The 21,180-nt window shown below is 71.3% G+C and carries 24 protein-coding genes; 8 read left to right on the top strand and 16 right to left on the bottom strand.

Annotated elements, in window-relative coordinates; all coding sequences use genetic code 11:
* Positions 1-48 precede the first annotated feature (48 nt).
* On the top strand, positions 49-3,798 hold the full coding sequence (metH, locus tag IEX89_RS05245) for a methionine synthase (protein ID WP_188910367.1): 3,750 nt from the start codon (positions 49-51) through the stop codon (positions 3,796-3,798).
* A 31-nt stretch (positions 3,799-3,829) separates the two neighbouring features.
* Here metH and IEX89_RS05240 read toward each other — a convergent pair whose 3' ends face one another.
* Positions 3,830-4,111 carry a DUF3072 domain-containing protein gene (locus IEX89_RS05240; RefSeq protein WP_188910365.1) on the bottom strand — a complete coding sequence of 94 codons (282 nt, stop codon included), beginning with the start codon at positions 4,109-4,111 and terminating at the stop codon, positions 3,830-3,832.
* Between the two features lie 152 nt (positions 4,112-4,263).
* Here IEX89_RS05240 and IEX89_RS05235 point away from each other — a divergent pair, with 152 nt between their 5' ends.
* On the top strand, positions 4,264-4,884 hold the full coding sequence (locus tag IEX89_RS05235; RefSeq protein WP_188910363.1) for an anthranilate synthase component II: 621 nt from the start codon (positions 4,264-4,266) through the stop codon (positions 4,882-4,884).
* A 92-nt stretch (positions 4,885-4,976) separates the two neighbouring features.
* The gene (locus IEX89_RS05230; RefSeq protein ID WP_188910361.1) at positions 4,977-5,696 is read left to right on the top strand and encodes a L,D-transpeptidase; all 720 of its coding nucleotides are present in this window, start codon (positions 4,977-4,979) and stop codon (positions 5,694-5,696) included.
* 22 nt (positions 5,697-5,718) lie between these two features.
* Here the strand turns inward: IEX89_RS05230 and IEX89_RS05225 are convergent, their stop codons facing one another.
* The 8 genes from IEX89_RS05225 to IEX89_RS05190 all read right to left on the bottom strand — a co-directional run bounded on the left by IEX89_RS05225 (position 5,719) and on the right by IEX89_RS05190 (position 13,114).
* The gene (locus IEX89_RS05225) at positions 5,719-6,120 is read right to left on the bottom strand and encodes a curlin (protein ID WP_188910359.1); all 402 of its coding nucleotides are present in this window, start codon (positions 6,118-6,120) and stop codon (positions 5,719-5,721) included.
* 26 nt (positions 6,121-6,146) lie between these two features.
* The gene (gene csgH, locus IEX89_RS05220) at positions 6,147-6,545 is read right to left on the bottom strand and encodes a curli-like amyloid fiber formation chaperone CsgH (protein WP_188910357.1); all 399 of its coding nucleotides are present in this window, start codon (positions 6,543-6,545) and stop codon (positions 6,147-6,149) included.
* Positions 6,546-6,571: 26 nt separating this feature from the next.
* The gene (locus tag IEX89_RS05215; protein WP_373290551.1) at positions 6,572-7,021 is read right to left on the bottom strand and encodes a curlin; all 450 of its coding nucleotides are present in this window, start codon (positions 7,019-7,021) and stop codon (positions 6,572-6,574) included.
* A 187-nt stretch (positions 7,022-7,208) separates the two neighbouring features.
* Positions 7,209-8,894 carry a methyl-accepting chemotaxis protein gene (locus tag IEX89_RS05210; protein WP_188910355.1) on the bottom strand — a complete coding sequence of 562 codons (1,686 nt, stop codon included), beginning with the start codon at positions 8,892-8,894 and terminating at the stop codon, positions 7,209-7,211.
* Between the two features lie 37 nt (positions 8,895-8,931).
* On the bottom strand, positions 8,932-9,546 hold the full coding sequence (locus IEX89_RS05205; RefSeq protein ID WP_188910353.1) for a hypothetical protein: 615 nt from the start codon (positions 9,544-9,546) through the stop codon (positions 8,932-8,934).
* 352 nt (positions 9,547-9,898) lie between these two features.
* Entirely contained in the window at positions 9,899-11,338 is a 1,440-nt protein-coding gene (gene pyk / locus IEX89_RS05200; RefSeq protein WP_188910351.1) for a pyruvate kinase, read from the bottom strand.
* Complete coding sequence (locus IEX89_RS05195; RefSeq protein ID WP_188910349.1) at positions 11,335-11,820, bottom strand: DUF1036 domain-containing protein; 486 nt, start codon at positions 11,818-11,820, stop codon at positions 11,335-11,337. Before IEX89_RS05195 ends, pyk begins: the two co-directional genes overlap by 4 nt.
* Positions 11,792-13,114 carry a glycerate kinase type-2 family protein gene (locus IEX89_RS05190; protein WP_188910347.1) on the bottom strand — a complete coding sequence of 441 codons (1,323 nt, stop codon included), beginning with the start codon at positions 13,112-13,114 and terminating at the stop codon, positions 11,792-11,794. The genes IEX89_RS05195 and IEX89_RS05190 overlap by 29 nt, the downstream gene beginning before the upstream one ends.
* Before the next feature lie 144 nt (positions 13,115-13,258).
* Here IEX89_RS05190 and IEX89_RS05185 point away from each other — a divergent pair, with 144 nt between their 5' ends.
* Both IEX89_RS05185 and IEX89_RS05180 read left to right on the top strand, forming a co-directional pair.
* Positions 13,259-13,570: a DUF1244 domain-containing protein gene (locus tag IEX89_RS05185; RefSeq protein WP_188910344.1), complete on the top strand. Its 312-nt coding sequence runs from the start codon at positions 13,259-13,261 to the stop codon at positions 13,568-13,570.
* Between the two features lie 137 nt (positions 13,571-13,707).
* Positions 13,708-13,962 carry a DUF2312 domain-containing protein gene (locus IEX89_RS05180; protein ID WP_188910342.1) on the top strand — a complete coding sequence of 85 codons (255 nt, stop codon included), beginning with the start codon at positions 13,708-13,710 and terminating at the stop codon, positions 13,960-13,962.
* A gap of 17 nt (positions 13,963-13,979) precedes the next feature.
* On the opposite strand, the gene IEX89_RS05175 is transcribed toward IEX89_RS05180, so the two are convergent.
* A complete protein-coding gene (locus IEX89_RS05175; RefSeq protein ID WP_188910340.1) occupies positions 13,980-14,684 on the bottom strand; it encodes an SDR family oxidoreductase in 705 nt (234 codons plus the stop codon).
* Positions 14,685-14,782: 98 nt separating this feature from the next.
* Positions 14,783-16,072 carry a DUF763 domain-containing protein gene (locus IEX89_RS05170; protein WP_188910338.1) on the bottom strand — a complete coding sequence of 430 codons (1,290 nt, stop codon included), beginning with the start codon at positions 16,070-16,072 and terminating at the stop codon, positions 14,783-14,785.
* 165 nt (positions 16,073-16,237) lie between these two features.
* Between IEX89_RS05170 and IEX89_RS05165 the strand changes: the two genes are divergently transcribed.
* A complete protein-coding gene (locus IEX89_RS05165; protein WP_188910336.1) occupies positions 16,238-17,773 on the top strand; it encodes an alpha/beta fold hydrolase in 1,536 nt (511 codons plus the stop codon).
* Between the two features lie 25 nt (positions 17,774-17,798).
* Here the strand turns inward: IEX89_RS05165 and IEX89_RS05160 are convergent, their stop codons facing one another.
* Both IEX89_RS05160 and IEX89_RS05155 read right to left on the bottom strand, forming a co-directional pair.
* The gene (locus tag IEX89_RS05160) at positions 17,799-18,308 is read right to left on the bottom strand and encodes a DUF6692 family protein (RefSeq protein WP_188910334.1); all 510 of its coding nucleotides are present in this window, start codon (positions 18,306-18,308) and stop codon (positions 17,799-17,801) included.
* Positions 18,308-18,757 carry a DUF305 domain-containing protein gene (locus IEX89_RS05155; protein WP_188910332.1) on the bottom strand — a complete coding sequence of 150 codons (450 nt, stop codon included), beginning with the start codon at positions 18,755-18,757 and terminating at the stop codon, positions 18,308-18,310. The genes IEX89_RS05160 and IEX89_RS05155 overlap by 1 nt, the downstream gene beginning before the upstream one ends.
* A gap of 312 nt (positions 18,758-19,069) precedes the next feature.
* On the opposite strand from IEX89_RS05155, the gene IEX89_RS05150 reads away from it, so the two are divergent.
* Together IEX89_RS05150 and IEX89_RS05145 are read left to right on the top strand one after the other, a co-directional pair.
* Positions 19,070-19,558 carry a DUF411 domain-containing protein gene (locus IEX89_RS05150; RefSeq protein ID WP_188910330.1) on the top strand — a complete coding sequence of 163 codons (489 nt, stop codon included), beginning with the start codon at positions 19,070-19,072 and terminating at the stop codon, positions 19,556-19,558.
* Positions 19,559-19,673: 115 nt separating this feature from the next.
* A complete protein-coding gene (locus IEX89_RS05145) occupies positions 19,674-19,865 on the top strand; it encodes a YqaE/Pmp3 family membrane protein (protein ID WP_188910328.1) in 192 nt (63 codons plus the stop codon).
* A gap of 145 nt (positions 19,866-20,010) precedes the next feature.
* On the opposite strand, the gene IEX89_RS05140 is transcribed toward IEX89_RS05145, so the two are convergent.
* The 3 genes from IEX89_RS05140 to IEX89_RS05130 form a co-directional block, all read right to left on the bottom strand.
* Positions 20,011-20,271, bottom strand: a complete 261-nt coding sequence (locus tag IEX89_RS05140) for a hypothetical protein (RefSeq protein ID WP_188910326.1) — start codon at positions 20,269-20,271, stop codon at positions 20,011-20,013.
* Between the two features lie 123 nt (positions 20,272-20,394).
* Positions 20,395-20,673, bottom strand: a complete 279-nt coding sequence (locus tag IEX89_RS05135; RefSeq protein WP_188910325.1) for a hypothetical protein — start codon at positions 20,671-20,673, stop codon at positions 20,395-20,397.
* Between the two features lie 121 nt (positions 20,674-20,794).
* A complete protein-coding gene (locus tag IEX89_RS05130; protein ID WP_188910323.1) occupies positions 20,795-21,049 on the bottom strand; it encodes a hypothetical protein in 255 nt (84 codons plus the stop codon).
* Between the last annotated feature and the right edge of the window lie 131 nt (positions 21,050-21,180).

Here is a 21,180-nt window from a genome sequence, read left to right as displayed (position 1 = left end):
CACCCGTTCCAGAGACTTCCCGCGATCCGACGAGAGAGCGACAAAACCATGTCCGATATCCGCCCCGCCGACGGCGCCGAGGTCCTCGCCGCCCTGAAGCAAGCCGCGAGCGAGCGCATCCTCGTGCTCGACGGCGCCATGGGTACCGAGATCCAGAGCCGCAAGTTCTCGGAGGCGGATTTCCGCGGGGAGCGCTTCGGCGATCACGCGCACGATCAGAAGGGCAACAACGACCTCCTGATCCTCACCCAGCCCGACGCCATGCGCGACATCCACCTGGACTATTTCCGGGCGGGGTCGGACATCGTCGAGACGAACACCTTCTCGGGCACCCGCATCGCCCAGGCCGATTACGGCATGGAGGACATCGTCTACGAGCTCAATGTCGAGGGCGCGCGCCTCGCCCGCGAGGCGGCGGCGATCGCGGCCGCCGAGGACGGGCGCCGGCGCTTCGTCGCGGGCGCGGTGGGGCCCACGAACCGCACGCTCTCGATCTCGCCGGACGTCAACAATCCCGGTTACCGCGCCGTGACCTTCGACGAGGTGCGCGACGCCTATGCCGAGCAGATCCGCGGCCTCGTGGACGGCGGGGCGGAGCTGATCCTGATCGAGACGATCTTCGACACGCTCAACGCCAAGGCCGCCATCGCGGCGGCGCGCGCGGTCTTCGCCGAGCGCGGGGCGGAGCTGCCGGTGATGATCTCCGGCACGATCACGGACCTCTCCGGGCGCACGCTGTCGGGCCAGACGCCCGAGGCGTTCTGGCACTCCGTGCGGCACGCCGAGCCCTTCACCATCGGCCTCAATTGCGCGCTCGGGGCGCGTGAGATGCGCGCCCATATCGCCGAGATCGCGCGCGTCGCCGACACCTTCGTGTGCGCCTACCCGAATGCGGGGCTGCCCAACGAGTTCGGCCTCTACGACGAGAGCCCGGAGGCGACCGCCGCCATGGTGGGCGAGTTCGCCCAGGCCGGCCTCGTCAACATGGTCGGCGGCTGCTGCGGCACGACGCCCGCCCACATTCGCGCGATCGCCGAGGCCGTGAAGGGCAAGGCGCCGCGCAAGGTCGAGGCGAAGGCGCCGCTGATGCGGCTCTCGGGCCTCGAGCCCTTCACGCTGACGAAGGACATCCCCTTCGTGAACGTGGGCGAGCGCACCAACGTGACCGGCTCGGCCAAGTTCAGGAAGCTGATCACCAACGGCGACTACGCCGCCGCCCTCGACGTCGCCCGCGACCAGGTCGCGGCGGGCGCGCAGGTCATCGACGTCAACATGGACGAGGGCCTGCTCGATTCGAAGAAGGCGATGGTCGAGTTCCTCAACCTCGTCGCCGCCGAGCCGGACATCGCCCGCGTGCCGGTGATGATCGACTCGTCCAAGTTCGAGGTGATCGAGGCCGGGCTCAAGTGCGTCCAGGGCAAGGCCATCGTCAACTCGATCTCGATGAAGGAGGGCGAGGACGCCTTCCGCGAGCAGGCGCGCATCTGCCGCGACTACGGCGCCGCCGTCGTCGTCATGGCCTTCGACGAGGAGGGCCAGGCGGACACCGCCGCGCGCAAGATCGAGATCACCGAGCGCGCCTACCGCATCCTCGTGGACGAGGTCGGCTTCCCGCCCGAGGACATCGTCTTCGATCCCAACGTCTTCGCGGTGGCGACGGGCATCGAGGAGCACGACAATTACGGCGTCGACTTCATCGACGCGACGCGCGCCATCCGCACGAACCTGCCGCACGCCCACGTCTCGGGCGGCGTGTCGAACCTGTCGTTCTCGTTTCGCGGCAACGAGCCGGTGCGCGAGGCGATGCACACGGTCTTCCTCTACCACGCCATCCAGGCGGGGATGGACATGGGCATCGTCAATGCCGGCCAACTCGGCGTCTACGACAAGCTCGATCCCGAGCTCAAGGAGCTGTGCGAGGACGTCGTCCTCAACCGTCGCAAGGACGCCACCGAGCGCCTGCTGGACGCCGCCCCGCGCTTCAAGGGCGACGGCTCCGGGGCGGTGCGCGTCCAGGACCTCGAATGGCGCTCCTGGGAGGTCGAGAAGCGCCTCGAGCATGCGCTCGTCAACGGCATCACGGAGTACATCACCCAGGACGTCGAGGAGGCCCGCGCCCGCGCCGAGCGCCCGCTCCACGTCATCGAGGGCCCGCTCATGGCGGGCATGAACGTGGTGGGCGACCTCTTCGGCGCGGGCAAGATGTTCCTGCCGCAGGTCGTCAAGTCCGCGCGCGTGATGAAGCAAGCGGTCGCCTATCTCACCCCCTTCATGGACAAGGAGAAGGAGGAGATGGGCCTCGTCGACAAGCCGGCGGCGGGCAAGATCCTCATGGCTACCGTCAAGGGCGACGTGCACGACATCGGCAAGAACATCGTCGGCGTCGTCCTGGCCTGCAACAATTACGAGGTCATCGACCTCGGCGTGATGGTGCCCGCCGCCAGGATCCTCGACGAGGCGAGGAAGCACGGCGTCGACATCATCGGGCTCTCGGGGCTGATCACGCCCTCGCTCGACGAGATGGTCCACGTCGCCGCCGAGATGGAGCGCGAGGGCTTCGACATTCCGCTCCTCATCGGCGGGGCGACGACGAGCCGCGTGCACACGGCGGTGAAGATCCACCCCTCCTACGCCCGGGGCCAGGCGGTCTACGTCACGGATGCGAGCCGCGCGGTGGGCGTGGTGTCGAGCCTGCTCTCGAACGAGCAGAAGGGGCCCTATGTCGAGACGCTGCGCAAGGAATACGCCCGCGTCGCCGACGCGCATGCGCGCTCGGAGGCCGACAAGCAGCGCCTGCCCATCGCCAAGGCGCGGGAGAACGCGACGCGGATCGACTGGACGGCGTATCGGCCGACGAAGCCCAGCTTCACGGGTGCGCGCGTCTTCCGCACCTACGACCTCGCCGACCTCGCCGCCTGCATCGACTGGACGCCCTTCTTCCAGACCTGGGAGCTCAAGGGACGCTACCCGGCGATCCTGGAGGACGAGAACCAGGGGCCGGCGGCGCGCCAGCTCTTCGAGGACGCGCAGGCGATGCTGCGCGACGTCGTCGAGAACAGGTGGTTCACGCCCAAGGCCGTGATCGGCTTCTGGCCGGCGAACAGCGTGGGCGACGACATCCGCCTCTATACCGGCGAGAGCCGGCAGGAGACGCTCGCCACCTTCCACGGCCTGCGCCAGCAACTGACGAAGCGCGACGGACGGCCCAACCAGTGCATCTCCGACTTCGTGGCGCCCGCCGACACGGGAATACCGGACTATGTCGGCGCCTTCGTCGTGACGGCGGGCCTCGAGGAGGTGCGCATCGCCGAGCGCTTCGAGCGCGCCAACGACGATTACCGCTCGATCATGGTCAAGGCGCTGGCCGATCGCATCGCGGAGGCGCTGGCCGAGCGCATGCACCAGCGCGTGCGCACCGAATTCTGGGGCTACGCGCCGGACGAGGCGCTCTCCGACGAGGAGCTGATTCGGGAGACCTACCAGGGCATCCGCCCGGCGCCGGGCTATCCCGCCCAGCCCGACCACACCGAGAAGGAGACGCTGTTCTCGCTCCTCGGTGCGGAGCGCTCGATCGGCGTCTCCCTGACGGAGAGCTACGCCATGTGGCCCGGCTCGTCGGTCTCGGGCCTCTACCTCGCCCATCCGGACGCGCATTATTTCGGCGTCGCGAAGGTCGAGCGCGATCAGGTGGAGGACTACGCCCGGCGAAAGGGCATGGACGTGCGCGAGGTCGAGCGCTGGCTCGCGCCGGTGCTCAATTACGACCCGACACGGTACATGGCCGCCGCCGCGGAATGATCCGCGGCGGGCGGCGATCCCGAGGAAGCGCTCACGCCTTCCCGGTCTTCTCGCGCAGCTCGTCGATGCGCTTCGACGCTTCCGCCTTGTCGAGCTTGGGGTCGTAGAGCTCGGGCGCGTGCGCCTGCTCGGAGAGGGTCTTGAGGTAGGAGGCCTGCGCGCCCGTCATCGGCTCGTGGCCGGTGACCCAATCCTCCGGGTCCTTCTCCTGATTGCCGGCGGGCGGGGTCTGCTTGGGGTTCTCCACCTCCGGCGGGTCCTGGTGCGCGCCGCGCGCGCGGGTATCCTCGTGGTGACGATCGTCGGCGGACATGTCGGGGCCTCCATTGGGCTCGATATCGGGGCTCGTTCTCGTTTCGTACGAGCGAGAACGGCGCGCGGCCGATCGCGGTTCCGGGCCTGCGCGGCTTTGCGCCGGGCGCCCGGGCTGCTAGAGGGGAGACGCGCAACCGAAGGCCGCCCGCCATGACGAGCTCCGCCAGCCCGCGATCCGACACGCCCCGGCTTCTCGTGATCGACAATTACGACAGCTTCACCTGGAACCTCGTCCATCTCGTGAGCCGCTTCACCCGCGAGATCGAGGTCGTGCGCAACGATTCCGTGAGCGCGGACGAGGCGCTCGACGGCGGCTTCGACGCGATCGTGCTTTCGCCCGGGCCCTGCACGCCGACGGAAGCGGGTATCTGCCTCGAGACCGTGGAGAAGGGTGCGGGGCGCGTACCGATCTTCGGCGTCTGCTTGGGCCTGCAGACGATCGGGCAGGCCTTCGGCGGCGACATCGTGCGCGCGCCCTTGCCGATGCACGGCAAGACGAGCCGGGTCCACCACACGGGCGAGGGGCTCTTCGCCGGCTGCGCGCAGGACTTCACGGCGACGCGCTACCACTCCCTCGTGATCGACGACGCCACCTGCCCGGACGTGCTCGCGGTGACGGCGCGCACGCAGGACGGCCAGATCATGGCCGCCTCGCACAGGACGCTGCCCGTCCATGGTGTCCAGTTCCACCCGGAGAGCATCCTCTCCGAGCACGGCGAGACGATCCTGCGCAACTTCATCGATCTCGCGAAGGCCTGGCGCAACGCCTGAGGCGCGGGAGGGCGCCGCTCGAACAGCGGCGCGGGAACCCGGATCGGCCTCGAAGCTTGTCATGCCAAGTTCATGTCAAGCGAGGTCCCTCGATGATCACGCGCCGCTCGTTCCTGAGCGCTGCCGCGGCCACGGCCGCCGTCGCATCGTCCGCTCCCGCGCTCGCCCAAGGCGCCCGGGGAGGCGCCTATCCGCAAGCGTCCGGCTGGTATTCCGGCTTCATCCCGGACGAGCCCTACGACATCCCCTTCGTCGACCCGCGGGTCATGCCCGCGCATCTGCGCCTCACCGAGGTGGTGTACGAGGGGGGCGAGCGCCCGGGCACCATCATCGTCGACACCGCCGACAAGCACCTCTATCTCGTGCGGCCCGGCGGGCGTGCCTACCGCTACGGGATCGGGGTGGGTCGCGACGGCTTCTCCTGGTCCGGAACGGCGCGGATCGGCCGCAAGGCCCGCTGGCCGGGCTGGACGCCGCCCGCCGCCATGCGCCGGCGCCAGCCCGAGCTTCCGCGCCACATGGAGGGCGGCCTCGACAACCCGCTCGGCGCCCGCGCGCTCTACCTCTACGAAGGCGGTCGCGACACGCTCTATCGCATCCACGGCACGAACGAGCCCTGGTCCATCGGCCAGGCGGTGTCCTCGGGCTGCATCCGCATGCTGAACCAGGACGTGCTGCACCTCTACGAGCGCGCCGAGGTCGGCGCCACGGTGAAGGTGAAGCAGAACGCCGGCGGCTTCTACGCCGCGGCCCCGGCGGAGACGGCGGCTCTCGAGCCGACCCGCCGCGGCCTGTTCTCTGGACTGTTCTGAGGCACCGCTCACCCGAGGCGCATCAGAACCCGTATTGCACGGTGACCCCGCTGCGCCCCACGCCGTGCTGGCGCACCGCGGCGCGGGCGCCGCGGCCGAACTGGAAGAGGCCGTAGCTGTTGGCGGCCCCGCTCTGCTCGAGCGTGCCCACGTGCCCGCTCCCGTCCTGGTGGACGATGCCGAGGTGGCCGCGCCCGTCCTGCAGGAGCCCGGCGGCGTTGTCGCGGCCCCTTTGCGTGATACGCCCGTTGGCGTCGATGTCCTTGGCGATCCCGTAGATGGCGAGGCCGGCGGCGAGCAGCCGTCCGGCGTCGCCGCTCGGGTTCGCGGTGACGCTGACCGTGCCGCCGGCCTGAGCCGGCGCTGTGGCCAGAGCACCGGCGAGGAGGCCGGCGGCGGCGAGAAGAATGGCTTTGCGGGTCATCGTCGTCTCTCCCGAAACGTAAGGCGTCAGCGCCGCGCGGGTGCGCGGCAGGTGGCGGTGCGATCGCCCGCCTCGATCTCGAGAACCGCGTCGTAGCGCGTGCCGGCCGCGAGGCCGACGCTGCCCAGCCGCGTCTCCTCGCCGGCGGCGAGGCTGAACCCGCCGCCCTGCTCCACGTCGCTCCTGCTGCCGCCGCTGCCGCGGCTCTCGACGCTCAGCGTGTAGCTGCCCGACGCGGCGCGGCTCGCGCGCACGATCGGCTCCAGCATCACGAGCCCGCCGCGCTCGATCGCGCGGATCTCGCACGCGAGCCTCTCGGTCGCTCCGCCGCCGCCTGCGGCGGAGGCGCCGAGCGAGGCGGCGAGGGGGCCGAGCGCGCTCATCGCGACGGCGGCGGCGGCGGCGATCTTGCCCAATCCGGTCATGGCTCTTCCTCCTCCCCTCGCGCGGATCAATTGCAGGTCTGGACGAAGGCGGAGACGTTGCCGCGGCCGTTCTGGACGACCTCCCCCGTGCAGCCGCGTCCCACCTGAACGCCCGCGGCGATGTTGCCGTTGCCGTCCTGGGTCACGACCACGGAATGGTCGTCGCCGAACTGGCCGATGCCGACCGCGTTGTCGCGCCCGCGCTGCCACGTGTCGGCGTGGTTGCGAAAGCCGCTCTGGCCGATGGCGCCGATGTTGCGCCGGCCGTGCTGGCGCACGATCGCGTCGTTGGCGCGGCCCTCCTGGAAGGTGCCGACGCGATTGCGCCAGCCGGTCTGCTCGCCGCCGACCGTGTGGTCGGTGCCGTACTGGCGGATCGAGATCTCGTTGGCGGCGGCGGGGAGGGCGGTGGCGGTGGCGAGCGCCACGAGGGCCGTGGCGAGCGTCCTGCGGGGGGTGATGAGCATCGAGAGCATGGGTCCGGTCTCCTCCGTTTCGGCGACGCCGTCCGTTCGGCGTGTCTCCGGTGTAGGGGAGCCCGGCGGAACCCAGCTTGAACCGCGCGTTCAGAAAATATTCACCGACCCGAAACGCGAGAGGGGCGCGCGGGGATCTCCCGCGCGCCCCTCGGCACGATGTCGGTGATGCGTGGCGGCGCGTGCCTCAGGCGGCGCGCACCTTGTTCACGAAGGCGTCCATGGCGGCGCGCAGGGCGGAGGAGCGCTCCTGCAGCGTGCCCGAGGCGCTCTTGACGAGGTCGGAGAGCTCGCCGGTGCGGGTCGCCTGGCCCGAGACCTCGCCGATGGTGCGGCTGACGTCCTGCGTACCCGAGGCGGCCTCGGCGACGTTGCGGGCGATCTCGCCCGTCGTCGCGTTCTGCTGCTCGGCGGCGGCGGCGACGGTGTTCATCCGCTCGGTGATGGCGCGGACCTTCTCGGCCACGGCGGCTGCGGCCTGCATGGAGGCGTGGGCGGCGCCGCGCATCTCCGCGATCTGGCTCGCGATCTCCTCGGTGGCCTTGCCGGTCTGGTCGGCGAGGGACTTCACCTCGGCCGCGACGACCGCGAAGCCCTTGCCCGCCTCGCCCGCGCGGGCCGCCTCGATGGTGGCGTTGAGCGCGAGCAGGTTCGTCTGCGCGGCGATCTCCGAGATCAGCTTCGTCACGTCGCCGATGCGCTCGACGACGCCGTTGAGGTTCGCCACCGCCTTGTTCGAGCGCTCGACGTCGCCGGCGGCTTCCACTGCCATCTGCGAGGAGGCGTGCACCTGGCTCGTGATCTCGTTGATGGAGGCGGACATCTCCTCGGCCGCCGACGCGACGCCGCGGACGTTGGCCGCGGTCTCCTCGGACGCGCTCGACGCGCCGACCGCCTGCTCCGTGGTGACCGACGCGATACCCGTGAGCGTGCCCGCTGCCTCCGAGAGGCGCGCGGTCTCCGCCTGCATCTCGTCGGAGAGCTGGAGCACGGAGGCCTCGAACTCGCGGGCGAGGCGCGCCATCTCCTCGCGGCGGCGCCGCTCGCCGCTCTCGCGGGCCTCGGCGGTCTCCGCCTCGAGGGCGCGGGTGCGGATCAGGTTCTCGCGGAAGACGCCGAGCGCGGCACCCATCCGACCGATCTCGTCGCCGCGGGCGGAGGTCCCGACCTCGGCGTCGATATCGCCCTCGGCGAGGCGCTGGGTCGCGTCGGCGAGCCGCGAGAGCGGGCCCGAGATGGTGGCGAAGTTGAGATAGGCGAAAGCGAGCGCCACCGCGGCGATGACGAAGGACGCGCCGAGACCCACGGCCTTCACCGTCGCGAGGGCGGCCTGCTGGCCGGCGACGAGCGTCTCCTGGAGACCGCCGAGCCCCTGCTCGACCTGGTTCATGGCGCCGATGACCGCCTCGAAGGTACGGTCGGCCTCCTCGGTGCTGGCGACGGCGCGGGCGAGATCGATCGACATCGGGTCACGCATGCGCTCGATCTGCGGATCGACGTAGGAGGAGCGCCACGTGCTCCAGCTCGTCTGGGCCGCGGTGAGGTTGTCGGCGACGACGGGATCGAAGCCGCGCGCCTCGCGGGTCACCTCGTCGAACAGCGCCTGGGTGGATTCGATCGTGGCTTCGTACTCGGCGAGGTGCCCGCGCTCGCCCGACAGGATGAAGCTCTGGATCGCGAACGCCTGGGCGAAGATCTTCGCGTCGAGCTCGCGGGCGTCGCCGATGAGCTCCTGCGCCTGGTTCGCGCTGTCGATCGCGGTGTCGGTCGCCGTGGCGCGATCGAAGGAGACGAGCCCGGCCGCGACGCCGACGAGCGCGAGCCCGACGAAGGCGGCGAGGCCCTTCTTGGTGACGGAGAGATTGTTCAGCATGGGTCTGTCCGGATCCTGGGCGTGGGCCTGCGCGGGTTCAGCCGCCGACGAAGCCGTCGCGGCGCATCAGCTCGGTGAGGTTGATCTCGACGGTGGCGGCACCGATGGGCGTGCGACCGCTCTCGTCGGCGATGGTGAGGTTGAGCTGGGCGCGCCAGACGCGCATCTCGTCGTCCCATTCGGGCTCGTCGATGAAGACGGCGTCCGGGCCCTTGGGGAAGGTCTCCTGGAACTTGGCTTCGTCGCCCTGCCAGAAGTCGGAGGTGATGGAGCTCTGGCCGACGTTGAGGCCGTGCGCGTCCGTCACGAACAGCTCGGCGTAGAGCCCGAGCGAGCGCGCCTGGATGCGCGTGAGATAGACGGAGAGCGGCGAGGAGAGGGTCGCGGCGATGAGCGGCTTGTCCGCCGCCTCGCGCTCGGCGACCCATTGCGCGTCGAGCGCGGAGATGCCGTTGGCGTCGAGGTCCGCGTAGCGCTCGTTCTGGTTCGTGACGGAGAGGCGCACGATCTCGGTCGAGAGCCAGGACCGCACCTCCGCGACGACGGCATCGTCGATGAGCGCCTCCGCGCGCGGCGGGACGCCCTGCGCGGACGCGGGAGCGATCGCCGCCGTCGCGGCGAGGAAGAGTAGGCCGAAACCGGTGGCTCGCATGGGTAGATCTCCGCTGGCGTTTGTAGAAATCCTACGGAGATCTTCTGAATAGGGATTTAATGCGAATGTATTTTGGAATGCGTATCTTCGGAGACTGTGCTACTTTGGATGCTTCCGATGGGTTGTCGAGCCATTAAGTTTTATTTTGCTGGTGATTGTCGTGGGATGATCGATCCCACGTCTCGGATGGTCCCGATCCGGCACGACCGAGCGGAGGTTCTTACCGTTTCGGAGTGGTGTTCTTCCATACGTCGACGAAACGAGCACGAAAAAACCCGCACCGGCGGCCGGTGCGGGTTTCTCGTATCGGCGTCTCGCCCGATCGTCGTGGGCTCGACGCGAGCGTGCGCGCTCACGCGGCGTCGGCGTGCTCCTGCTTGATGAAGGCGATACGCACCATGTTGGTCGCGCCCGGCGTGCCGAAGGGGACGCCGGCGACCACGATCACCCGCTCGCCCACCTTGGCGAGGCCCGTGCGGACCGCGAACTTGCAGGCGCGGAAGGTCATGTCGTCCACGTCGTGCGCGTCGCGGGTCATCACCGGGTGGACGCCCCAGCCGAGCTGGGCGCGCCGCGCCGCGTCGCGGCTGGGCGTGAGCGCGATGATCGTCGAGTTGGGCCGCTCACGGGCGATGCGCATCGCGGTGGCCCCCGACGAGGTCCAGGCGCAGATCACGTTGATGCCCAGCGTGTCCGCGATCCGGTGCGCGGCGGCGGCGATGGCGTCCGACCCTGTCGCCTCGGGCTCGGCCTGCTGGGAGGCGATGATCGTCCAGTAGAGCTCTTCCTGCTCCACCTGCTGGGCGATGCGGTCCATGGTGGAGACCGCCTCGATGGGGAACTGGCCCGCCGCGCTCTCGGCGGACAGCATGACCGCGTCCGCGCCCTCGTAGACGGCGGTGGCGACGTCCGACACCTCCGCGCGGGTGGGGACGGGCGCCGTGATCATGCTCTCGAGCATCTGCGTCGCGACGATCACCGGCTTGCCCAGGCGCCGTGCGCCGCGGGTGATGCGCTTCTGGATGCCGGGCACGCGCTCGAGCGGCAGCTCGACGCCCAGATCGCCGCGCGCGACCATGAGCGCGTCCGAGATCTCCATGATCTCGTCGAGGCGCGTCAGCGCCTGCGGCTTCTCGATCTTGGCCAGAACGAGAGCGCGCCCGCGGGTGACCTTCTTGACCTCGGCGATGTCCTCGGGGCGCTGCACGAAGGACAGCGCCACCCAGTCGACGCCCACGTCCATCGCCGCCTCCAGATCCGAGCGATCCTTGGGCGTCATGGCCGAGACGGGGATCTGCGTGTCGGGCAGGGAGACGCCCTTGCGGTTGGAGATCGTCCCGCCGACGACGACGCGGGTCGTCGCCTTCTTGCCGGGCACCACGTCCTCGACGACGAGGCGCAGCTTGCCGTCGTCGATGATGACGACGTGCTCGGGCTCGAGCGCCGAGAGGATCTCGGGATGGGGCAGGTGCACGCGCTTGGCGTCGCCCGGCGACGGATCGTCGTCGAGGACGAAGGTGTCGCCGACGTTGATCTCGGCCTTGTCCCCGGAGAACGTCCCCACACGCAGCTTCGGCCCCTGCAGGTCGACGAGGACCGGCACGGGCGTGCGCACGCGCTCCTCCACGGCCCGCACCATGGCCACGCGCTCGCGCAGATCGTCGCGCGAGAGATGGCTCATGTTGATTCGGAACATGTCCGCACCGGCCTCGTGCAGCCGGCAGGCCATCTCGACGGTGCTGGAGGCGGGTCCCAGGGTGGCGACGATCTTCGTCCGTCTCGATCGCGTCATCTCAGAGCGGCTCCGGGTCTGTCTGGATCTGTGAGCTGGATGGTCCAGCTGCGCTGCTGGCCCGTGTCGACTTCGAAGAAGCCGTTTCGGTCGAAGCCGCGGGCGAGGCAATCCTCGACGCCGCGGATCGTGAACTCGCGTTCGCGGGTGCACATCTCGGTGCGCCCGCCCCATTCCCCGCCGCGATCGTAGTCGATGGCGTGGACGTAGTAGAAGCGCGAGCCGAGCGCGCCTTCCAGCAGCGTCTCGCACGCGCGGGGATCGAGGTTCCACCAGCCCTCGGTGAGCCAGCCCTCCGCGTCGCGATGGCCGATGGCGACGCCGACGCGGCTGTCCGTCATGTTGCACAGGCGCAGGTCCGCCGCCGCCGGGCTCGCCGCCGCGGCGAGGCCGAGGCAGGCGAGCGCGGCCGCGGCGAGCCCGCGGCGTCGCGCGCGAGCCGAGCCGCGCCGCTCAGTCGACCAGGATGATGCGGCAATCATTGACGTTCGTGCGGGTGGGACCGGGGGAGTGCAGATCGGAGAGGGCCTCGAAGAAGCCCGTTGAATCGTTTTGCTCCAAATAGAGCGCGGCGTCGAGTCCTATCGTGGCCGCACGCGCCGGTGTCGTTTCGTCCACGAACGCGCCCGCCGGATCGGTAGCCGCGCCACGACCGCCGTCGGTGCCGTCGGTGTCGGCGGAGAGCGCGGCGATGCCGGGCGTGCCCTCGAGCGCCAGCGCGAGGGCGAGCGCGTATTCCTGGTTCGGCCCGCCGCGGCCCTGGCCGCGGATCGTCACCGTGAGCTCGCCGCCCGAGAGGATGGCGACCCGCCGGCCGGCGCGCTTCGCCTCGAGCGCGAGGCGGGCGTGCGCACGCGCGACGTCGCGGGCCTCGCCCTCGACGTCGGCGCCGAGCACCATGGGCTCGTAGCCCTCGGCGCGGGCCGCCTCGGCCGCGGCCGCGATGGCCTCCGCCGGACGGGCGATCACGGTGAACCGCGTGCGCGCGAAGCACGGATCGCCGGGCTTCGGCGTCTCGTTCGCGGGATCGTCGAGGAGGCGGCGCGCCGCGTCGGGCAGCGTGAGGGCGTACTTGGCGATAACGGCGCGGGCGTCCGCGCTCGTCGTCGGATCGGGCACGGTGGGGCCGGACGCGATGGTCGCGGGATCGTCGCCCGGCACGTCCGAGATGGCGAAGGCTTCGAGCCGCGCCGGCGCGGCGAGCGCCGCGAGCCGCCCGCCCTTGATTCGCGACAGCCGCTTTCGCACGCAATTGATCTCGCCGATGGTCGCGCCCGAGCGCAGGAGCGCCTTCGTGATCGCCTGCTTCTCGGCGAGCGTGAGGTCGCCCGCCGGCGCGATCCAGTTGGCCGAGCCGCCCCCCGAGATCAGCGCGAGGACGAGATCGTCCGCGCCCGCGCTCTCGGCCAGCCGCAGCGTCTCGCGTGTGGCGGCGACGCCCGCTTCGTCGGGCACCGGATGGCCGGCCTCGACGACGCGGATCGGCCCCGCCTCTGCGCCGTAACCGTGGCGGCAGACGGCGAGGCCGACGATCCGCTCGGGCGACACGCCGGCCTGCGCGTAATGCGCGGCGGCGGCCGCGGCCATGCTCGCGCCGGCCTTGCCGGTGGCGAGGACGACGATGCGCCCGTCGGCCGGCGGCGCGGGCAGCCGGGGCGGCAGGCAGATCGCGGGATGGGCGCGGGCGATCGCAGCGGCGAGGATCCGCTCGGCGGCGGCGCGGCGCTCGGCGACGGCGCGCGGCGTCGCGGTGGCGGCGTCTCTGGACGCGGTCACGGGCTGTCTCCCTCCCTCTCGTGCGCTTCGCGCGCATCTCGACGGTTCGCGCCCTGTCTATGCCTTTTCACGCGCGCGGTCATCCGCCATATCGAAGGAAAGCGAACCCGCCGGCCAATGCCGCGACGACATGGAGCCTTCCCGATGCGCTTCTCCGACCTCGACGACAAGACCCGCACCGACCTTGAGGCCGCCGCCTTCCGGCGTCTCCTCGCGCACCTCGCCTCGCGCCCCGACGCGCAGAACATCGACATGATGAACCTCGCGGGCTTCTGCCGGAACTGCCTCTCCAACTGGCTCGTCGACGCCGCCGGCGAGCGCGGCGTGCCCCTCGACAAGGAGGAGAGCCGCGAGGCCGTCTACGGCATGCCCTATTCCGAGTGGAAGGCGAAGCACCAGGCCGAGGCCACGCCCGAGCAGAAGGCCGCTTTCGAGAAGAGCCAGAGCGGGCACTGAGCGCGCCCGCGCCGACGCGCGCGGTGTGGCCATCCCGCTCTTGCCAGCGCCCGCGCGCTTCTCTATCGCAACCGCCTCGTCTCGCGTGCCGGCGTCGCCGGCCGCCTCGCTTGCCGTCATCACGAGAGGACATCGCCATGGTCGCCGACGTCGCCGATTCCGGGGTAGCCGCCGACGAGCTGCGCCAGTTCATCGAGCGCATCGAGCGGCTCGAGGAGGAGAAGGCCGGCATCCAGTCCGACATCAAGGACGTCTTCGCCGAGCTGAAAGGCCGCGGCTTCGACGCCAAGGCCGTGCGCCAGATCCTCAAGATCCGCAAGAAGGACGCCTCCGAGCGCCAGGAGGAGGAGGCGATCCTCGAGCTCTACATGCAGGCGCTCGGCATGGCGTGAGCGGGGCGTGAGGGCGTTCACCCCGCCGCCTTCTCCACCGGCAGGATGACGAGCTCGGAGACGTCGACGCCCGGGGGCTGGGAGAGGGCGTAGACGACGGCCCGCGCGATGTCGTCGGGGCGCAGCGCGTCGGGCTTGGCTTCGTCGAAGAAGGGCGTGTCGACCATGCCCGGCTCGATCAGCGTGACGCGCACGCCGGTGCCCGCGAGCTCCTCGCGCAGGTTGTAGCCGATGGCGGTGACGGCCCACTTGCTCGCCGCGTACATGGAGCCGGGAAGCGTCTTGCGGCCGGCGATGGAGCCGGTGATCAGCACGTGCCCGCGCGCGGCCTTCACGTGGTGGAGCGTCGCGCGCAGCGTGTGGGCGACGCCCAGGATGTTCACCTCGACGATCCGCCGCCAGCTCTCCGGCGGCGCCCCCGAGAAGCCGCCGGGCTCGCCGCCGACGCCCGCATTGGCGAAGGCCGCATCTATTCGTCCGAACCGCTCCACGACGGCGGCGGCGAGCCGCTCCTGATCCTCGTAATCGGTGACGTCGCAGCGGAACGCGGCGGCGCGCTCGGGCCCGATCTCGCGCACGAGCGCCTCCAGCTTGTCGGCCGAGCGCGCGGCGAGCGCCACGCGCCACCCGGCCTGCGCCGCAGCGCGCGCCGTTGCGGCGCCGATGCCGGTGGACGCGCCGGTGATGAGGAGGACGCGGTCGGTGGGGTTGGTGTCGGGCATGGAGGGCTCCTGTCGAAGGTCGAGCATCGCTCGGTGCGCTCTGGGCTGTCGTGAGCGCAGCTAACGCGCGAGCCGGCCTGATCGAACCCGCCCCTCCTTCACGATCCCTCGACCGCCCGCGTCTCCCCCCGCGTCTCCCTCGGCGCCTCCTCCCAGCCGAACACGCTGCGTCCGCCGTATCCGTGCGAGCGCGCCTTCTCTCCGGCCATGAACGCGTCCACCGAGGGCCCGGTCGCGTGCGCTTCCAGCCGGCGGGCCTGGGCGTCGAGGCGGCGGATCGCGTCCATCTCCTCGCGGGCGCCGAGCTTGGCGCGGCGCACGGCGGACTTCATCACGGCGATGGTGCGGTCGTAGACGGCGGTCGGGACGGGGAAGGGGTTCCTGTCCTTGCCGCCGTGGGCGAGCGAGAAGCGCGCGGGATCGGTGAAGCGGCAGGGCGCGCCGTGCACCACCTCCGCCACCATGGCGAGCGAGAGGACCGTGCGCGCGCCGACGCCCGGCGTCAGCAGGAGGTCGGGGAAGTCCACGGGGCTGCGCTCCGCCGCAGCCGCGAGCGCGCCGTGGAGGCGGCGGGCCACCACGTTCTCGGCGCGCACCTCCTCGTGCGCGGGCATGACCAGATGCGGCAGGAGGGGCTGGGCCTCCTCGCGCGGCCGTGGCGCCGGCGCGCCCTCGCGCACGGCGTCGAGCTTCGCGTATTCCGCGACGATCCCGTCCGGTCCGAGCGCCGTGAGGAGGTCGAGCTGGCCCGCACGGGATGCGTCGGCGCGGCGGTCGGCGAGGTTCACGATCGTGCCGGCTCCCGGCCCGTCCACCGCCGCGTGCGGGCTGTCGACGAAGCTGGAGAGCCCCTCGGAGAGCCAGTGATACCGCCGCGCCTGCCGGCGCTCGCCGTTCATGCCCTGCTGGATCACGGCCCATTTGCCGTCGTCGGTGACGACGAAGCCGTGCAGGTAGAGCTCGAAACCGTCCTGGACCGCGGCGGAATCGACCTTCGCCACGAGCCGGCTCGCCGTCGCCAGCGCGCCCCCGTCGATCCCGACGCGCTCCCCCACCGCCAGGAGCTCGCCCGGCGTCGCCCGCGAATGCCGCCCGCGCCCGCCGCAGACATGGATGCCGAGCTCCGCCGCCTTCGGCCCGAGCCCGCGCTTCAGCGCCCCGAGCACGCTCGTCGTGATGCCCGAGGAGTGCCAGTCCATCCCCATCACGGCGCCGAAGCTCTGGAACCAGAACGGGTGCGCGAGGCGGCGCAGGAACTCGTCGCGGCCGTATTCGAGGACGATCGCCTCCGTCATCACGGCGCCGAGCGCGGTCATGCGCTCCCCGAGCCAGCGGGGGACGCGGCCGCCGTGGAGCGGGAGATCGGCGCTGCCGGAGCGTTTCGTCATGAGAACATTTCGTGCACGAAACGCGCGGGCGCGCAAGCGCTTTCCGCGGCCCCGTGCGCTAACGCGAAGCGGCGCGTGACGCGGCACGCGTACCCCGAGACTGGCCTCGTGGGCCGCCCGCCGGTAGCAATCGCGGCGACGTGACAGGGACATCGGGGGATGGGGATGATTTCACGGAGGACCCGCCGGAGCGCGCTCGCGCTCGCCTCTCTGCTGGCATTCTGCCTGCCGGCCGCCGCGCAGCCCGTGATCGATCCCGCCGAGGTCGGGATCGTGCGCGTGCCCTGCACGGTCTTCTCGCCGCCTGACGATCCGGCCCTGTGCCTCCTCGCCTGGCTGCCGATGTCCTGGGACGCCGTCGACGCGAACGGGCGCGTGCCGGAGGGCACGCCGCGCATCGCCGTGCATCTGACCGTGCTCTCGAACCCGACCGGCAACGGCGAGCCGAACCCCGTCGTCGTCCTCTCCGGCGGCCCGGGGCAGGCGGCGTCGGACGCCATCGAGACCTGGGGGCCCGCCCTCGCGTTCCGCCGCACGCGCAGCGTCATCCTCGTCGATCAGCGCGGCACCGGCCGCTCGCTGCCGCGCCTGGGCTGTTCCGAGATCCCGGTCGCCGCGATCGACGGCAACCGCTTCAACGATCCCGGCCTCGCGGAGCCCGACGACATCGGCGCGCGCCTCGCCGGCTGCCGCGAGGCGATGGTGCGCGAGGGCATCGACGTCGCCGCCTTCGACACGCGCGCCGCCGCCCTCGATCTCGCCGCGATCCGCTCGGCGCTCGACCTGCCGCGCTGGAACCTGGTGGGCACCTCCTACGGCGCGCGCCTCGCGCTCGAGGCCATGCGCGTCGATCCGCAAGGCATCCGCTCCGTCGTCCTGAACTCGCCTTTGTCGGTGAGCCCCGATCATAATTCCGACCTCGCCACCGAGCGGGTGCGGCTCGTCGAGGCGCTCGTGTCGGCTTGCGCCGCCGATCCCGCCTGCGCCGAGACCTACGGCGATCTCGGCGAGCGCCTCGCGCGCATCCGCGCGCGGCTCGACGAGGCGCCGCTGCAGGCGAGCTTCCGCGACCCCGGCACGGGCGCGCCGGTCACGACCGAGATCGTCTGGGCGGACGTCGTCGCCATGGTCGCCGGCAAGCTCGCGACGATCCCTTCGGCCCGCACCCTGCCGCGGGCGATCGCCGCGCTCGACGCTGCTCTGCGCGGGCGCGTGTCGCTCTCCGATCGCGAGCTCGCGGAGATCTTCGACGCCGGGGACGAGTCGCTCTTCGACGGTCTCGCGGTCGGTCTCCATCTCTCGGTGCGTTGCCGCGAGGATACGCCCTTCGCCGACGCCGAGGCGCTCGCGCGCGCCGTCGGGGACGGCACCTGGTTCGTGGGCGGCACGCCGGGCGACGTCTACGATGAGGCCTGCTCCGCCTGGGACGTCCCCGCGGCTACCGCGCCGGCGGAGCCGGTGGAGAGCACGATCCCGACGCTGATCCTCACCGGCGACGCCGACCCGCTGACGCCGACGGCGTGGGCGCACGGCATCGCCGCGGGGCTCGAGAACGCGCAGCTCCTGACGTTCCGCGGCCAGGCGCACGATCTCCTCGGCGCGCTCGGCTGCGCGCGGGTGATGGCGGCGAACTTCATCGACGCGCCGGAGGAGACGCTCGACGCCGCCTGCGTCGGCGAGATCCGGCCGATCTTCGAGTGAGCGCGAGCGGCGCGCGCACGCCGCCTCAGCTGCCCGGGGCGGCGCATTCGTGGTAGCCGCGATAGCCGGCATGCAGCGTTTCGCCGACCGCGAAGGTCATCTCGGCCAGTGCGTCCTCGCCGGCGAGCGGGGAGACGACCACCGTGACGTCCCCCGCCGCGAGCCGGTACGCGGCCGCGGTCTCGCCGGCTTGCGCGTCGAGGAGGACGAGATCGCCCGCGAGCTTGACGACGGCCCGCATCGGCCGATCGTCCGCGCCGAAGCCGGTTGCAACGACGGGGCGGCTCGTGCTCGTGTAGCGGAAGACGCAGATCGTCGGCGCGTCGATTGCGACGTCGATCTCGGCCCAGGTCATCGTCGAGGGGTCGAGCGGCGGCAGGTGCACGCCGTCGAGGGCTTCCTCGGCGGGAACGATCCGCGCCGCCGCGTCTCCGCGAGCCGGGTCGAGGAGATCGTCGGGCGCCTGCGCATCGGAGCAGGCGGCGAGCAGGCCCGTCGAGACGGCGAGGGCGGTGGCGAAAGTGAGACGGCGCATCAGTCACGCTCCTCCAGGTCCTCGATCAGGTAGCGCATCTCGGAGATCTCCTTCTCCTGCGCCGCGATGATCTCGTCGGCGAGCTTGCGCACCCGCGGGTCGGTGATCTGCGCGCGCTCGGATGTGAGGATCGCGATGGAATGGTGGGGGATCATCGCGCGCATGTAGTCCTGGTCGTCCACCGTCGTCTGGCTGCGTACGAGCCACAGCGAGAGCGCGAACATCGCGATCGATCCGGCGAAGATGCCGAGGTTGATCGCGCGGCTCTTGTACATGCTCGTCATGTAGCCGAGCATGATGATCGCCATGGTCGCGCCCATGAGCAGCGCCATCCAGAACCGGGTCTCCGACCAGAAGATCTGCTCCCACGCGTAGGTGTTCAGGTACATCAGGCCGTACATCACGACCGTGGAGGTCGCGATCATCGCGGCGAAGCGCCAATAGGACATCGTGGTCTCACTCCCTGGTCTGGCCGGCGACGGGACCGGTCGCCTCGCCCGCGCCGGCGCGTGCGTAATTTTCGGCCGTCAGCCGGGGGAGCGCGCCCAGCGCCATGTGCTTCGAGTTCTCGTGCATGGGGCGGCACCTCCTGTCGCAGGGGCAATGACTCCCGCCGCAGAACCGTTCCGGGCGCGATCGCCAGCCCGGGACGAGCGAGGGCGCGCGATCGCCCGCGGCGCCTCGCCGCTCGCGGCTTGTAGGGCTCCGGGGCGGCGCCTACTCTTCGCAGACGACGCCACGCACGCAGACGAGACGAGATCATGCACACCCGCCGCGCCTTCCTCGCCGCCCTCGCCCTCACGAGCGCGCTCTCGGGCGCATTCCTCGGCACGCCCGCCTCGGCCGCCGAGGGCACGCACGGCACCATGATCGTCCACAAGGACCCCTTCTGCGGCTGCTGCACCGCCTGGGCGGAGCACATGGAGGCGGCGGGCTTTCGCGTGGAGGTGCGCGAGACCTCGTTGATGGACGAGGTGAAGGCGCGCCTCGGCGTGCCGCGCGACCTCGCCTCCTGCCACACGGCCGAGATCGACGGCTACGTCATCGAGGGCCACGTCCCGGCGGCGGCGGTCGAGGAGCTGCTCGCCCAGCGCCCGGACGTCGCCGGCCTGTCCGTCCCGGGCATGCCGATCGGCTCGCCGGGCATGGAGGTGCCGGGCGTCGCGGCCGAGCGCTACGAGGTCGTCGGCTTCGGCGAGGACGGGGCGCGGGTGGTCGGACGCTTCGTCGGGGTCGAGCGCGTGCGCTGAGCCGGCACGCCGATGCCGCGCGGCGGCGCCCGCATCGGGGCTCGTCCCGATAGGCGACGCGGGAGGCTCTGCTAGGCTCGTGGCTGCTGTCGCCGCTCGCCCCCGGAGCCCCGCCATGCTCGCTTTCGTCGTCGCCCTCGTCCTGCCTTGCGTCGCTCTCGCCATGATGGAGCGCTGGGGCGCCGCGGTCGGGGCGCTCCTGCTGCAGGCGACGATCCTCGGCTGGCCGGTCGCCACGATCTGGGCGCTCCTCGCCCAGCGCGCCGCCGACGAGACCCTGCGCGCGCCGGACGACGGGATCTCCTGACATCGCCCGACCCCGAACGCGAAGAAGCCCGCCGGACATGCGTCCGGCAGGCTCCCTCGTCATCGCGGCCCAGGGGGAAAAGCCGCGATCCGGTGAAATATGCGGGTCGCGCGACGCGCTCGGCCGTCGTCTTCAGCCGTCGTCGTCAGCCGTTGTCTTCGGCCATGACGCGAACGCGCTCGTGGGCGGCCCAGAACGGCATCTCGCTCGACTCGGCGCCGCCGACGGTCGGGGTCGCGAGGGAGCCCGTGACGTCGACGTCGACGGGAGCGCCACGCTGGGTCTGGAAGAACGCGTCCTTCTGCTGGGGCGCGTCGTAGAGCGTCACCTCGGAGGCGGCGGCGAAGGCGGGGCCGGCCAGCGCGACGGCGAGGGCGGCGATCGAGAGGGTGCGAAGGGTCTTCATGATGGGTGTCTCCTGTGGGGGCGTGTCGTCGAGGGGGAGGTCGGTCTCGGGGGCGGGTTCAGGGTCGGGAGGTCTGCCGGATCGGCGAGGAGAGGCGCGTGGCCTCTCCTCGCGGGGACCCGCTCAGTTCGTGTTCTGGGCGTTGAGGCGGATCGCCTCGTGGGCGGCCCAGAAGGGCGTGCCCGAGGAGACGGGGGCCTCGTAGGCCGGCGCGCTAGTCGAGGCGCCGATGGAGCCCGTCGCCGAGACGTCCGGGAGGACGCCGCGCTGCTGCTGGAAGAAGCCGTCCTGCTGCTGGGGCTGATCGTAGACCGTGATCGCGTCGGAGACGGCGGCGGTGGCCGGCCCGGCGGCGACGAGCGCGAGGGCGGCGGCGGCGAGGGTGCGGTTGAAGGTCTTCATCTGAATTCTCCGATGTCTTCGTGTGTTCGTCGGGGGGCCGTTGGAGTGGAGGTTCGCGGGCCCGGGCGATTTGGTTTCAGGAACGTGCGAGGGGCGGCGCGCCCGCTCGGCGATCGTCGGCTCAGTTGTGATCCTGGGCGTTCAGGCGAACCGCCTCGTGAGCGGCCCAGAAGGGCGTCTCGCCCGAGGCGGTGACGCCCGGGGCGGCGAGCGAGCCGGTGACGTTCACGTCGGCCGGCGCGCCGCGCTGCGCCTGGAAGAAGCCGTCCTGCTGCTGGGGCGCGTCGTAGAGCGTCACCTCGGAGGCGGCGGCGAAGGCGGGGCCGGCCAGCACGACGGCGAGGGCGGCGACCGAGAGCGTGCGAAGGGTCTTCATGATGGGTGTCTCCTGTCTGAGGGGGCGGGCTGCTCGGCCCGTCCGATGACCTGGATTTCGGTACGAGACGCCGAATTGCTACGGCTCGGATCGCACTCACCAACTTGCGTTCATGCAAGTAACGAAGGCGA

Source organism: Salinarimonas ramus, assembly GCF_014645695.1.
GTDB classification, from domain to species: Bacteria; Pseudomonadota; Alphaproteobacteria; order Rhizobiales; family Beijerinckiaceae; genus Salinarimonas; species Salinarimonas ramus.
This window is presented reverse-complemented; position numbering and strand designations above follow the sequence as displayed.